The sequence below is a fragment of the Paeniglutamicibacter sp. Y32M11 genome, from assembly GCF_019285735.1.
Classification (GTDB): domain Bacteria; phylum Actinomycetota; class Actinomycetes; order Actinomycetales; family Micrococcaceae; genus Paeniglutamicibacter.
Genome location: NZ_CP079107.1, coordinates 2,070,902 through 2,085,269, shown reverse-complemented (window position 1 = coordinate 2,085,269; position 14,368 = coordinate 2,070,902). Strand labels below are relative to the sequence as shown.

Here is a 14,368-nt window from a genome sequence, read left to right as displayed (position 1 = left end):
TGGCGGCGGTACGAGGTGCCGGCGGGGTGCCCCGCATGTGCCGGCAGATGGCCACTGGTCCGAGGCCTAAACCCGTCGATGTTAAGTGACTCCTCAATCAGGTTCATCACGCCATGCACCACCCTGGATTGCTTCCCGAACGCTGGAGGCGCAATTTAGCTTGCCCGTATTGGACCATCGTGTTCCGGTGCTTGGCGCCAACCTCCGGGCAGGTAGCCTCCAAGGCCGTGGACCAGGGCGGACCCAATTGGAGGTCGCTCTCCGGCAACCGTCCACAGGGAAGAGGCATCTAGTCGGCGGTTTCGCCTGCTGTCATCCGACACCCGTTACGGGCCCCGTCGGCATGATTGGGCACACTCTCAAGTCCCGTGTTCGTCCTTCTTGGTCTCGGTCCGTACATCTCGAGATGCTGAGACGCCGGGACCAATCCACCGATTCATCCCTCCGCCCCATGCGAAAGTGTTTTCATCCCGGCCGCGTTCGGGAAAACTAGGACCATGCGCAACTTCGGGGTCGAGGAAGAGCTGCTGCTCATCGATGCCGCCACCGGGATGCTTGCCCCGACGGCGGCAGACGTGCTGCATTCCTCCGGCAACTCCACCCATTTCAGTGGCCATGATGCCCAAAACGTCGATGCCGCCTCGCTGACCCACGAACTGAAGCAGGAACAGATTGAATTGGTCTCCGCTCCCTTCGGCGATCTGTCGGCATTGTCGGCCGCCATGGTGAAGGGACGGCAGGAAGCCGACCGCTTGGCGACCTTGTCCGGGTGCCGTGTCGTGGCGCTGGGAACATACCCGATGCGGGCAGCCTCCAGCCTGGTGCCGTTGCCCCGCTACCTGGCCATGGAAGGGAAGTTCGGCATCACCCTCAAGGAGCAACTCACCTGCGGGTTCCATGTCCACGTCTCGGTGGTGTCGGACGAGGAGGCCGTGGCGGTGCTTGACCGGATCCGGCTGTGGCTTCCCCTGCTTCTGGCGCTGAGCAGCAACTCGCCTTATTGGCAGGGAGCGGACAGCGGCTATGCAAGCTTCAGGTACCAGGCCTGGCGGCGCTGGCCGACGGCCGGCCCCACGGACATTTTTGGCTCGGCGGATGCATATCGGCGCATCGTTGGAATCCTCCTCCAATGCGACGTGATGCTCGACGAGGGCATGGTGTATTTCGATGCCCGGCTCTCATCCCGGCACCCGACCGTCGAAATCCGTATCGCCGATGTCTGCCTCGAGGCCGGCGACGGGGCTGCCATCGCCGCCCTGGTCCGGGCCTTGGTGGAATGCGCCGCCAGGGAATGGCAGAGGGGCCAACCGCCGCTGCCCTGCCCCACCGAGGTGCTGCGGCTGGCCTCCTGGAGGGCGAGCAGTCTCGGTCTGCATGGATCGCTGCTCCACCCGCTCGAAAATCGCCTCTGCCCCGCGGAGGCAGCCCTTGCGGCCATGCTGAGCCACACACGTCCGGTCCTGGAGGAATATGGCGACCTCCGCTACGTCCTCGAAGCGATCCAGCGGATCAAGCTCGCCGGAACGGGTGCCGATCGCCAGCGCCGGGCCTTCCAAGCCAACGAAAGCCTTCGGGACACCGTCTTCGATGCCGCCGAACGGACACAGACCCTCATTTCCTGAGGTGCCGGCAGGCCATGCCGGGCTCCGGCGGCAGGCGGATCCCCGGGTACCACCTCATGCCCGCAGCAGTTGAGCGGACGATCATTGCCCCCATTGCCGTTTCAGGACGGCGCGGTGCATTGGCCGCGTCGGGTATTCATGCTTGTTCCCTCGTCCCCCGGCGTCTAGAATTTCGGCCAACCCGGAAAAAGCGGAGAGGATCGATCATGAGCCAGGATTACGACGAAACCCGCCCCGATGTGGCCGAGGCGTCCGAGCGCACCCTGAAGGACGTCCGGCAAATGGATGTGCCCGATGCCAAGAGCGTCCAGGCCGAGTTGGAGGAAGCGGATCTTTCCGAAGGAACTGAGCTCCCGGGCGCCATCGTGCTCGACGAGCTCGTGGTGGAAGTCGTGCCCCAGGCCTCGGATGAATTCGTGTGCGGGGAATGTTTTGCCGTCCGACACCGAAGCCAGGTGGCCAAGGTCGTGGACGGTGTGATGATCTGCCGGGATTGTGCGGAGCTCTAGGAACTGCTGGTTCGCAGCGACGAACCGACCAGCGCCGTCGGAAGGCTGCGGCACCACGGATTCTTCGTGCCCCTCCAAGCCCCGGCGAACACGCATGGGTCCCGCGCGGGAGGCCGCATGGCCAACGCCGGTCGGTCCTGTCAGGCAAGGTTGCGATTGTTGCCGTTGTGGGCAACGAGGACGGTACCCACCAAGCTCCAACACCGACGGTTTGCCGGTGTTGGAGCCAATCACCAGAAGACCAACCTTCGTTTTGCGCATTGCCCTGCGGGAAACCGGCACCGGGACCGTGGAATCGCGGCCAGTACGCCCGCCGTCCCGCCCGTGACCACGAAAATTCTTCCTGGGCCAGTTCTACTTCATCAAGGACACCGCCGCACCCGCGATCAAGCGCTCCGCGCCCACCGGTTCAAGCTTCCCATCGCACCGCTGCCGGTTCCTTGTCCTGGCGCCACCCGCGCCACACCGGGTGGCGCAGCCTCTTGCCCCGGGTTCGTTCGGTGTACCGGACCTCGCCGACCAATTTGGGTGAGACCCAGATGGCATCGGTGCGGTCGATGCCGGGCACATCTTTGGCAGCAGGGGTCTTGCGCCGGTGTGGCTCGAGTTCACTACGGATTCGACGCAGTTCGTCGCCGGAAAACCCGGTTCCCACTCGCCCGACATAGTGCAACGCACCATCTTCATTCACCGCCAGCAGCAACGAGCCAAGGGTGTCGCCGCGTGCGCCGTTGCCCTGCCGCCAGCCAATGACCACCACCTCCTGGTGCAGTTCGTTCTTGAACTTGACCCAGCTTTTGCTGCGCTTGCCCGGGCGGTAGGTCGAGGACGCTTGCTTGGCCACCACGCCTTCCAGGCCCAACTCGGCACTGGCTTCCATTGCCTCTTCCAACGTTCCATCGTGGACAGGGGGTAGATGGATGTGTTTGCCTTCGGCGACCTGTTCGGCCAGCCGTCGCCGCCGCTCGAGGTAGGGCTGGGACATCAAATCCTCCACCGTGCCTGGGCGCTCCCCGGCTTTGCCCCGTTTCCCATCCACGGCCGGCAACCGAAGCGCGTCGAACAGCATCAGGTGCACCGCGGCGATGGGCGCCTTGGCACCTGCACCGTTCTTCTTTCCGTCTTCGCTCCTGGTCTGCAGCAGGCCGAAATCCGGTCGGCCGTTGCTGTCCAATGCCACGATCTCCCCGTCCAGGACCGCACCCTCCGGAGCCCCGTCCGCGAGCTCCTGCAGCTCCGGGTACTGGGCGGTCAGATCGTTGCCATTGCGGCTGCGCAAAATGACCTGTCGGTCCACGACGCCGACCACGGTCCGGTAGCCGTCCCACTTCATTTCGTAGGCCCAGGACTCGTCTTCATCGAGCTCACCGGGTTTTCCGGAGGTGGCCAACATGGCGCGTGGCAGGTCCTGTTTCGCGCGCTCCGGGGACTGCGCAGAAGATTTAGCTGCGCCGGAGGATTTGTCGGCGTGCCTGGTCGTTCCACGGCCTTCACCTGCGTCCTGCCCGGTGCCGTCCTCGCCGGGTTGCTCCTTCATGAGTTGGAGCAGCCAGTTCTTCTCGTTGCCCATGCGCGGGGCATGGATCAGCGCGTAGCGTCGTGCCACCCCGCCGAGCCCTCCGTCCGGTCTCCCCCGCAGCTCGGCGATGACTTCTGCGCCCTCGTTCCACTTCTCGATCCGGCAGGAACCGCTGTCCCAGATCTCCACGGTCCCGGCACCGTATTGGCCCGCGGGAATCGTCCCCTCAAATTCTCCGTAGTCCAGCGGGTGGTCTTCGGTCATCACCGCCAGACGGCTGACACCGCTCTGAAGGGGCGGGCCCTTGGGCACGGCCCAGGAGACCAAGACGCCGTCGTGCTCCAGCCGGAAGTCCCAGTGCAGGGCCCTGGCGTGGTGTTCCTGGATCACAAAGTCCGCCTCGCCCCCGGAAGGCCGCACCGGTGCGGCCGGTGCGGGAATTGGTTCCGGAGTGGATGCCGCGTCCCGCTTGGACCGGTAGGTCTCCAGCCGATCGGATGTCGGGGGCACTGCCCGGCCCAGCGTCGAAATCGGGTCGAACCCCGTCTCCACGCGTTCGAGCACCTCGTGGAAGTCGAGTTGGCGAAGGCCCGGTTCCCCGATCTCCTCCCAGGTGCGTGGTGCGGCAACCATTGGCCGCGTTCGTCCGCGCAGCGAATACGGGCAGATGGTGGTCTTGGCCGCGTTGTTTTGGCTCCAGTCAATGAACACCTTGCCCTCGCGCAAGGACTTCTTCATCTCCGCCACGACCAGTTCCGGATGATCCTGCTGGAGGTGTCGAGCCAGCTCGCGGGCAACCTGTGAGATCTGGTCCGAGGTATGGGTTCCGTCGAGGCCGGCGTACAGGTGGATCCCCTTGGAACCGGACGTCACGGCATATGCCTCAAGTCCCATGCCGGAGAGCACCTCGCGGCACAGCAACGCAACGACGGCGCATTGGGCCAGATCGACGCCCGGACCCGGGTCCAGGTCCAGCACCATGCGGTCGGGATTCGCCGGGGCCATCTCCCTGTCGAAACGCCACTGGGGCACATGGATCTCCAGTGCCGCCAGCTGTCCCAGCCACGTGAGCACCGCTGCATCGTCCACCAGCGGATAGATGTTCTCGTGGTCCTTGTGCTTGATGGTTCCCCGCGGGATCCAGTCGGGGGCCGAGTCCTCAAGATCTTTGCGAAAAAACACCTTGCCCGGCTTTTCCTGCGTTCCGACCCCGTTGACCCAGCGTTTGCGGGTCGCCGGCCGCCGGGCCGCCAGGGGAACGAGCACCGGGGCAACCCGGGCGTAGTAGTCCAGCACCTCCCCCTTGGTGGTCCCCGTCTCCGGGTAGAGCACTTTGTCGAGATTGCTGACCCGCAGCACTCGTCCTGCAATCGATACCGTTTCCCCGGAATTTCTCGATGCCATGGGCGTCTCCCTTCGGTTCTCTACACCACTGTGCAGCGGCCCGGGGGCGAAGACCAGTGTTTGGCATCCAGGCAGCTCATTGCTGGTGGATTTGCCGCCCGGTTTGTCACCAGTGGGCACGACCGTGGACGCATCGCCAGCCCGTTCTCGCCGTGGTGCGCAAATCACTGGACAGCGCCGTGGCCCGTCCGTAGCGTGGAAATCGCCGGAAGTTTCCGACCGAACCCGGTACCCGCCGAAGGAGCAAACTATTCCTCTGGGGCAGGTCCGGGATTCGTGCGCTGCATCCGTCCACCGGGCAGGGGGAAGGAAACGCGGCCCGCCCTGCCGGCCGGAACCCCGAAGGCCTAGGGCGAATACGGACCCGAGGCAGGCAAGTCCAATCCAACCCACGCAGGAGGAACCATGACTACCGCACGCGAAATCATGACCGGCTCGGCCGAATGCATCGGTGAGAACGAAACCCTCGAGGAAGCGGCACGAAAGATGCTCCAACTCGACGTCGGATCGCTGCCCATCTGTGGCGAGGACAACCGGCTCAAGGGCGTTGTCTCTGACCGCGACATCGTCACCAAGTGCCTGGCCCAGGGCGGGGACCCGCGAAACACCCGGGCAGGTGAGCTCGGCGAAGGAAAACCTGTCACCATCGGGGCCGACGACAGCGTCGAGGAAGCAATCAGGACCATGCAAGAGCACCAAATTCGCAGGCTGCCCGTCATTGACGGCCACACCTTGGTCGGCATGCTCAGCCAAGGGGATATCGCCAAGAACTATCCCGAAGACAGGGTCGGTGACCTGGTGAAGTTCATCTCCTTCGAGTAGCCCCGCGAACACCTCCAGGGGGCGGGACCCGGTGACCACATGAGGTGGACCGGTCCCGCCCCTTCTTGGCTTTCTGCCGATGCCATTTGGCTGCCTCCCGCGCGGAACCCCACTCGAAGCAGCGAGCACTTGCCGCTTTCCGGTCTTATCGATACCCTGAAATCGGTTCAGCAGCGGGCCATGGTTTCCTTGATTGGAGCATTCCATGAAGCTGCACCTTGGTCCAACATCACATGCCCCCGTCTCCCAACTCCAATGGGAAAAAAACGAATTCCGACCGCACCTCGCGGGGCCCCAGACCGCCGTCCCAACGAATGCAGCGGGCGGTGATCTGCATGCGGGTCATTGAAAACAACCAGGAACTGCGTCGCTACCAGCTCTACGAGCGCGGCGACCTAGCCGGATTCGTGCAGTACAGCATGCGCGGCGAGGAGTTGTGGTTGCACTACACCCAACTCAAGCGCCGGTACAAGTCTGAAGAAATCATCGAGTACCTGCTCCTGCACATCCTCGAGGACGTCCGGCGGCGGCGTCTTGCCATCATGCCTTTCTGTCCGGCAATGCGTATCTTCATGCTCGAACGACCGGAGTATTCCTGTCTCGTGCCGGAGCTGTGGCAAGATCGTTTGCTGGTTCGCTCGACGGTGCCGCACCTGCCCATGGACCGCGTCCGCTACACCGGTTCCCCGAAGCGGCGCAGCACCGCCAAGCACCACGCCGAAGGAACTCGGGCAGTCGTCTGGTCCGGGCTCCCCGCCCAGACACAGCCCCGGACGCAGTCGGCATTATGTAACGGGGCGCCGCTGCCGGGCATTTGAGGACACCACCCATGCCGAGGGCCGGCCCCGGAATCGCTCCGGGGCCGGCCCTCTTCTCGTTGTCATCACGACTCCCGCTGACAGCGGCGCATTTTTGGCGACAGCGCGTGCGACAAGCCCATGACTCACAGGCCCAACCGGCGCGTCTTGCAACCGAGATGGCGCTGCTGCCCGCGCTGGTCATCCAGTCCCGCAACCCTAGGGGCTATTTGCTGTGGGCGGCCGCCACCGTAGGTGTTGCAGCCATCGGCCAGTACCGGGACCACGGGCAAAACGTCTTCGGAATCACAGCCCCGCTCTGGACTCCGCTGTGGGTCTTGGAACGCTCTTTCACGACGTGGATCGCCCTGGCACGTCGGCTATGCCGAGGCATGCCCTGTACAGGATCACCTTGCCCGGCATGGATCCCGGACCGAACACCTCCACAAGCCAAATCCCTCGGCCGGAATGGGGACCGGAACTCGCTTCCCAACTGCCTAGATCTGGCCTGGCAGGCCGGGGCGTTGATGCGTCTACCGGATCAGCTTTCGGGACCCGCAGGCACCTCCGGCGTAGGGGCGTCATCGGCGTCGAACATCTTCAGGTCCTGGGTGGCGGGCCCCTCGAGAAGCTGCCCGTCGAACGAGAATCGGGAGCCGTGCAGCGGGCAATCCCAAGACTTCTCGGCGTCATTCCACGAAAGTATGCCGCCCAAGTGCGTGCAGACCCCCGAGACACGGCAAGTCCGGTCCCCCACCGTGGACACCGCGATCGGGAGCAAGCCGCGCCGTGAAATTCGACCTTCCCCTTCCCCCGGGGCGTCCTGTCCTGTCCCTGAGGTCGACGACGACGACTGCTGGCCTGGCTGCTGGTTCTCATTTTCAGGCTCGTCATGTCCCGCGGGACCGGGTACGGCCTCAGGTGCTTCCGGATGGCCGTGGCGACGCCGAGAATCGTCTTCGTCGTTGAACACGGCGCCGAGCCAACCCTTGGCCAGTTTTCCCGCGACAGCGGCATTGATCCTGGCTCCTTCGACCAGGTCGGTGGCTCCGGTGATGCGGTGTGAGAGCGTCTGCGCCCACGGGATGTTGCCGCCGAGGATATCCGCACTAAGGCTCAAAGCGGCCGCCACGGCGTTGGTCATGCCCCATTTGTTGTACCCGGTGGCCACATGGATATTGCCGCCCCCGCGCGGCAACTTGCCCACGAACGGCACCATGTTCGCTGATCTGTAGTCCTGGGCGGACCAGTGGTGCGTGGGCTCGGCCCCCTCGAACCATTGCCTCGTCCACTGGTCGAGGTCCGCGACCTTAGCCTGTTCCGAGATCGGTTTACCCACCGGGTGGCCGTTGCCGCCCACCACCAGCAGTTCCTCACCATCAACCGGCACTGTGCGCAGGGATCGTGGTGGCTGATCGACGGACAGATACATGCCCCGCGGCAACGCAGCGGAGGCCACCGGGATCCGGTAGGCCGCGGCATAGGAACGCGAGGGTTCGAGCTTGGCGAAGTAGAGTCCGCGGTCCAGAATCGGGGTGCCCGTGGCCAGGATGACATGCTGGGCCTGGTTGGTGCCTTGGTCAGTGTGCACCGTGGCGCGCGTGCCCACCGAAACATCGCGCACGCGCACCCCTTGAACGATCCGCGCTCCGCGTGATCGCAGGTCCGTGGCCAGTGCCTCGAGGACTTCCATCGGGTGGAACTGGGCCTGCTCCGGCAGGCGGAGGGCCCCGCGCGTGGGATAAGGCAAAGCCACATCCTCGACGAAGCTGGCTTCCAGCCCCGCGGCCCGCGCCACCTGGGCCTCGCGTTCGAGTGTTGCGCGTCCCGAATCCGAGGTGGCGTAGCTGTAGGCGTCACGGCGCTGCACCGCGACCTTCTGCTCCTTTAGGTACCGCAGCATCCACGCCTGGCCCTCGCGGTTCCCCTCTACATACGCTTGGACGATCTCTTCGGAGAAATGCCGCCGGATCCCTGAGAGTACGGTGCCCTGCAGTAGGCTGAGCTTGGCGGTGGTGTTGCCGGTAGTGACGGCCCCGAGGGTGCGGGCCTCAAGCACCGCTACGTTTAATCCGCCGCGGCTCAGCAGCAGCGCTGTGGTCAGGCCTGTCAGGCCGGCTCCCACCACGACAACGTCGTAGCTGCAGTCCTGCTCAAAGGCATCGGCTTGCATGGGGGAACGGGACTCGAACCATATCGATTTCACTTCTGGATTCCTCCTAGACCTTCGTGGCGGCCTGGGCACCGCCACGACATCTTGGTGTCCGGCCCTTCTGCACGGCAGGACGGTCGGACTTCTTGCTGAACCCTTGCAGGCCGCAATTTTCTCCACACCATCATCGAGATCTAAAGTCCTTGTGATCCACTTTCCTAGGTTGGGCACCACATAGCAAGGAATTCATCATGACCGGAAAACTAGACACCGGAACCGCATCGCCGAGGTATATGCACGGTGGTGCGGTGTAGCCCTCGATACGTCCCGTGACACATCGGTGTGCCATCGGCAGACGGGCTCACGGTCCGTGGCTGGGCATCCAAAGAGGTGGATCCCTTCTGGTCGCTGACAGCTATTTGTGTTCCCCGAAAACAAGTTCCAGTACTGTGAATGGATGGACCGGATACACGGACCCCGGTGGGCGGGGCCGACTATGCGCCGAAGGCTGGGCACGGGGATTCCTCGGGGGGCGGATCGCGCCGGTGGAGGGCGGTTCCGCGTGGCGGGACGGCCCGGCGCGCTGGTGCACATGCGCAGCTCGGGAACCGGCCCGGACACCTATGTCTTGATTCACGGAATCGGGGTCTCGTCGCGCTATTTCCTCCCCCTCGCCGCGGAACTCGCCCATACGGCCACGGTCCACAACATCGACCTGCCCGGCCACGGCAGCACGCCGAAACCGAGCCGGACCCTGAGCGTGCGGGACTACGCCCATGCGGTGTGGGACGCACTCGACGAGCTGGGGGTGCGCAGGCCCATACTGGTGGGGCATTCCATGGGAGCTCAGGTTGCCGTGGAGATGGCGCACATGCGCGCGGCGGCGGCGCCCGCCATCGTGCTGCTGGGGCCCACCAATTATGCCCCGGAGCGCGGATTCTGGCGTCAATCCCTGCGGCTGTGCCAAGACACGCTCCGCGAGCCGTGGAAGGTCAACGCGATCGTATTCAGCGACTACGCCTTCCGCTGCGGCCTGCCCTGGTACTTCAGAACGGTGCCGATGATGCTCTCAAACCGCATCGAGGACACAATCGCCACCGTGCTGGTGGTCCGCGGGACCCGGGATCCCATCGTCCCGGCAGCATGGGTTTCCGCCCTCGCGTACCTGGCGCCGCGGGGCGCAATGGCGCAGGTCGGGAGGGAAAGCCATGTGATGATGTATCGCTCGGCAGCCGCAGTCGCAGCACTCTGCCGAGGGGTGGCGAGCAGAATATGAAAAGCGCTCTGCACAAGGCCCTAGCGGCGGCGGGACACCGACTCCGGCAGACCCACGCTTGGCTGCTGGACTACCTGTACGCGGGGTACTGGCAGACCCGAGCCTTCCTCAGGCCGGGCTCCGACTCAGCTTTGCTGACCGGCACCGATCCAGATGCCGCCCCCGTCCTGCTGATACCAGGGATCTGGGAGACTTGGCAGTTCCTGCTTCCGGTCGCCAAGCACCTGCATCGCGCCGGCCACCCGGTGCATGCCATCAGCGGCATCGGCTACAACCGCGGCACGGTCCCGGCCATGTCCGCGTTGGTGTCCGCCTACCTGGCCAAGGCCGACCTGCACGGGGTCATCGTGCTAGCCCACAGCAAGGGTGGGCTGATTGGAAAACACGTCATGACCGCCTCCCCGGAGGCCTCCCGCGTGGAACGGATGATTGCCATCAGTACACCCTTTTCCGGTTCGGCGTACGCGCGTTTCGCCCCGATCCGTAGCTTGCGCGCCTTCTCGCCGCGGGACGCTGGCCTGCTCAAGCTGGCCGCAAACCTGACGGTGAATGCTCGGATCGTCTCGATCTACAGCTTCTTCGATCCCCACATCCCCGGCGGCAGCCACTTGGTGGGGGCCACCAATATACAACTGCCGACAACGGGGCACTTCCGTCTCCTGGGCGATGCGCGCCTGCTACGCGCGGTCGAGAACCACCTGGGAGTCTGAACAACGACTGGGCCTTAGTAATTTGCTTCCGGCTGGGTCCAGGGGCCCTCGAAACGGCACATTGTTGGCTTAGAAGGCTTCGCGGACCACTACATCCCGTTTGTCTATGACGCGCAGAATTCCTTTGAGGGCCAATAGCGCAATCACGAAGCACACGGCGATAAAGACAGCTCCAATGAACAGGCTGCCGGGTAGTTCCGCTCCTATGATCCAAACCACGAAGAACGCCGGGAGAATCCCTGCGATGGCTGCTCCTACCCCGGCCGCCATCGCTTGCTGATTACCCAATGATGCTGGCCCCTTCAGGTCTTGGATGGATAGTGCGATGAAGGAACCGGTGCTGGGGATGAGTCCAAGGAACGTCCCGCACACTGTGCTGTAGATGATGGGCATCAGGGCATAGCCCACGGGGCCTCCCCATGCACTAAATCCCTCGGGTTCGCCAGAACCGGCGAGGAGGTCGGGCACCACCAAAAGCGCTCCGCCCAGGGTTCCCATGACGGCTCCTGCAAGCAGGGCCATGATGAGCATGGGGATGAACAACGCGGACAATCTTTGTGAGGGAACAGGAGGCATGGACACAGCCTATTCTCTGCTTACGGGAATATTGTCTTGATTTCGTCTGGTGCGTCATCGTCGTATGACATGGCTCAGGGGTACACTCCAGCGCGCGTATTTCTGCGCAGCTACACCAGAGCCATTTGAATTTGTCATCCGGATCCCTCCAACCGTCGCGTTGAGGGTCCCGCTTACGGATTGGTCCTTTACAGCCCGGGGCTGCCCCAAGCATCTGGTGAAGGTCTTCGGTTGGGTCATACGCTTTGGACATGGAAAAGCCAACTCATCGAATCGTGTATTGAGGATCTTTTGTGACTACGGTGCAGAATGGCCATTATGGGAAGAAGGTCTACAAGTCCCCGAGGATTACGGCCTTTCGGAAACACTAAGCTCCAGACTCACCGCCTGGAACGATGGATTCCAGCAGCACATGCACTGGGACCGCGGCTGGCCGCAGGGTTTCGACGAGAAAACATGGAACGCGACCGGCAAGCGGCTAGCCCGCGATGTGCAGCGAGAAGTCGGAGAAGAAATTCTTGTCCTATACAGCGTCTGAGCGGCTGCGACCTGATGCGCAACAACGGCCAACCTCTGACAATAGTCGGGTGCATCCAGGAAGTTCACTACATCAGCTCCGTTATTGGCCGATCGACTTGTTCGTCCCGTTCAGGGGTCGGCGGATTCTGGCGGTCATTGCAACAGGAGGCTTCCGATCATCTCGATCGGCTTCCTGAACTCTAGCCGCTTGCGTGGCCGGTCGTTGAGTTCGGCGGCAACCCAGTCGAGGTCTTCGGCGCTGTGGATGCCCAGGTCCGTGCCCTTGGGGAAGTACTGTCGCAACAGCCCGTTGGTGTTCTCGTTGATGCCTCGCTGCCAAGGCGAATGCGGGTCGCAGAAGTAGATCTCCATGCCGGTGTCCTTCTTGACGCTCTTCCAGGACTGCATTTCGATGCCCTGGTCCCAGGTCAGGGAATGGCGCAGCGATTCGGGCAGGGTCTTGATCTTTGCGGTCAGCGCCTGACGCATCTGTTCGGCCTTGTATCCCTGGGGCAGGTGGACGAGCATCGTGTAGTTGGTGTTGCGCTCCACCAGGGTCCCGATGGCGCTCTGGTTGCCCTTGCCGATGATGAGGTCGCCCTCCCAGTGCCCCGGGACGGCGCGGTCTTCCACTTCTGCGGGGCGTTCGGAAATGTTGATCATTCCCGGGATCCGGTTCTTGCGCTGGCCGGCCTTGCGGCACGGCTTGCGCACGGCCCTGCCGGTACGTAAACACGCGGCCAGATCGCGGTTCACGGCGCCGCGCGACTGGACGTAGAGGGACTGGTAGATCGTCTCCGGGGACACCCGCATCTCCTGTTGGTCGGGGAACCGCAGGCGCAACCGCCCCGCTATTTGTTCCGGTGAATACTTCTTGGCAAGGTCCTCCTCGACTATTCCACGCAACACCAGATTCGTGTGAAGCTTGGCGGGTTTGGGACGGGAGGCCCGCTCGTAGGCCAGCACGTGGGCCGAGGTCGCCCGATACTCATTCCCCGCTTTAGTGTTGCGGCGCAGCTCCCGGGACACCGTCGAGGCGGAGCATCCGATCGCTGCTCCGATCTTCCGCAGGGACTGGCCTTGGGCACGCAGGATGGCGATCTCCTCACGCTTTTCAAAGGTCAGGCAGCGGCCCTTGAGGTTCCTGCCTCGGCGGGGACGGACAGAGCCGGCGGCGGCCAGGACGGTGCGCCCGGTGCGTCTGCTGGTGTTCAGGGGAATGACGGCGTCGGTGATGAAATCACCTGCCTGCATTCCTGCCCAAAAGACCTGCAGAAGATCTGGTCGGTAAAGGATTGAATATTTTCCCATGTCAACACTCATTCACTAAGTGTTGCAATCACCGCGCGAACCCAAGGGTCCTCAACCGGGCTAACAGATAGCATCTAGTTCACGAGACCCCAACGGAAAAGAGCAACGGTGATCTCACGAAAGGTCAAGGCACTTGCCGTGTCTGCCACAGCTGCGCTGCTTTTTTCGAGCTGTTCTGTCCCGGACGACGGTCCGCTCTCTGGTCCGACGATGACGTCGGAAAAGTGCCAAGGCTCAGTTCCGCCGCAACAGCGGGTGATCTACACGACCAACCTGGAACTGAGTGACCGCGTATCCGAGGCAAAACTGTTGAAGGTGGTCTTCACCGAACCGAAGAACATCGAGATGATGGCAAGTTCAATCACTCCCCGCACAGAGGTCATCCCGGTGGGCCTCGGCTATCCCTCAGACGCAGACAGGGATTGGCCGGAATGGAAGACCCGGGTGCCGGCCGAATCCGGGATCGCGATAACTCCGGTTACTCTGTTGATCATCGAAGCACGCCAGATCGATCCAACAGCAGAAGACGCTACTGCTTCCGGACTCAACCTAGAGTACGAAAGTGGCGGGAAGAAGTACCGTGCCAGTAGCAACCTTGCCATTCGGATATCAGCGAACGCATGCTAGCGGCGGAATAAGACAGAACTCACGGGGAAAACACGAAGGGACCGCGAATTCTGGTGTCAACACTGGAACGGTCAGGCTGGAATTGAGGATCGCGTGCAGCACTCCCCCCCATGCAATACTCGAACACCAAAAATTCGACAACTAAATTCTTTGGAAGCCCGACGCTTCAATTCGCGCCGAGAAGCAGACAACGCATTTAGTCCGTCGCCTTCCCCTTCCGGAACCATCACGCATCGAGATCCGTGCCCCACCAAACCATGAATCCAGCGCCCACCCAGCGACCGGCTTACTAAACGCTGCGCCGTTCTGATCAGGACAACGCCCAAACGGGTCGATGCGACTGCACCTTCGGCAAAGCAGGTGTTTGACGGCCCAACTGATGCTGAATGCCGCCCTCGGGTGCCCGCCAGCATCGGAGCAGACGGGGGTTGAGGCGGAACAATCATTATTCGATCATTATCATATTTGACGTAGATCGAAATAACGTTCAGGATGGAAGAGGTGAGGCACCGTGCCCCGCTCCA

At 63.1% G+C, this 14,368-nt stretch carries 11 protein-coding genes; 7 read left to right on the top strand and 4 right to left on the bottom strand.

The window, feature by feature from the left end:
- The first annotated feature begins 497 nt into the window (after positions 1-497).
- Both KUF55_RS09155 and KUF55_RS09150 read left to right on the top strand, forming a co-directional pair.
- Positions 498-1,622, top strand: a complete 1,125-nt coding sequence (locus KUF55_RS09155) for a glutamate--cysteine ligase (RefSeq protein ID WP_218818652.1) — start codon at positions 498-500, stop codon at positions 1,620-1,622.
- A gap of 206 nt (positions 1,623-1,828) precedes the next feature.
- Positions 1,829-2,131 carry a DUF4193 family protein gene (locus tag KUF55_RS09150; RefSeq protein WP_218818651.1) on the top strand — a complete coding sequence of 101 codons (303 nt, stop codon included), beginning with the start codon at positions 1,829-1,831 and terminating at the stop codon, positions 2,129-2,131.
- Positions 2,132-2,540: 409 nt separating this feature from the next.
- Here the strand turns inward: KUF55_RS09150 and KUF55_RS09145 are convergent, their stop codons facing one another.
- A complete protein-coding gene (locus KUF55_RS09145; protein ID WP_218818650.1) occupies positions 2,541-5,054 on the bottom strand; it encodes an ATP-dependent DNA ligase in 2,514 nt (837 codons plus the stop codon).
- A 405-nt stretch (positions 5,055-5,459) separates the two neighbouring features.
- On the opposite strand from KUF55_RS09145, the gene KUF55_RS09140 reads away from it, so the two are divergent.
- On the top strand, positions 5,460-5,876 hold the full coding sequence (locus KUF55_RS09140) for a CBS domain-containing protein (protein WP_132357579.1): 417 nt from the start codon (positions 5,460-5,462) through the stop codon (positions 5,874-5,876).
- Between the two features lie 335 nt (positions 5,877-6,211).
- A complete protein-coding gene (locus tag KUF55_RS09135; RefSeq protein ID WP_218818649.1) occupies positions 6,212-6,694 on the top strand; it encodes a GNAT family N-acetyltransferase in 483 nt (160 codons plus the stop codon).
- 520 nt (positions 6,695-7,214) lie between these two features.
- On the opposite strand, the gene KUF55_RS09130 is transcribed toward KUF55_RS09135, so the two are convergent.
- A complete protein-coding gene (locus KUF55_RS09130; protein WP_370630975.1) occupies positions 7,215-8,879 on the bottom strand; it encodes an FAD-dependent oxidoreductase in 1,665 nt (554 codons plus the stop codon).
- Positions 8,880-9,387: 508 nt separating this feature from the next.
- On the opposite strand from KUF55_RS09130, the gene KUF55_RS09125 reads away from it, so the two are divergent.
- Entirely contained in the window at positions 9,388-10,101 is a 714-nt protein-coding gene (locus KUF55_RS09125) for an alpha/beta fold hydrolase (protein WP_255557411.1), read from the top strand.
- Complete coding sequence (locus KUF55_RS09120; RefSeq protein WP_218818647.1) at positions 10,098-10,811, top strand: triacylglycerol lipase; 714 nt, start codon at positions 10,098-10,100, stop codon at positions 10,809-10,811. Before KUF55_RS09125 ends, KUF55_RS09120 begins: the two co-directional genes overlap by 4 nt.
- A 69-nt stretch (positions 10,812-10,880) precedes the next feature.
- Here the strand turns inward: KUF55_RS09120 and KUF55_RS09115 are convergent, their stop codons facing one another.
- Positions 10,881-11,387 (bottom strand): hypothetical protein, encoded by a 507-nt coding sequence (locus tag KUF55_RS09115; RefSeq protein ID WP_218818646.1) that lies wholly within the window; start codon positions 11,385-11,387, stop codon positions 10,881-10,883.
- Positions 11,388-12,059: 672 nt separating this feature from the next.
- Positions 12,060-13,217, bottom strand: coding sequence for an IS30 family transposase (locus KUF55_RS09110; protein WP_255557410.1), 1,158 nt, complete (start codon positions 13,215-13,217; stop codon positions 12,060-12,062).
- A gap of 138 nt (positions 13,218-13,355) precedes the next feature.
- Between KUF55_RS09110 and KUF55_RS09105 the strand changes: the two genes are divergently transcribed.
- Positions 13,356-13,844 carry a hypothetical protein gene (locus KUF55_RS09105; protein ID WP_218818645.1) on the top strand — a complete coding sequence of 163 codons (489 nt, stop codon included), beginning with the start codon at positions 13,356-13,358 and terminating at the stop codon, positions 13,842-13,844.
- The last annotated feature ends 524 nt before the right edge of the window (positions 13,845-14,368 follow it).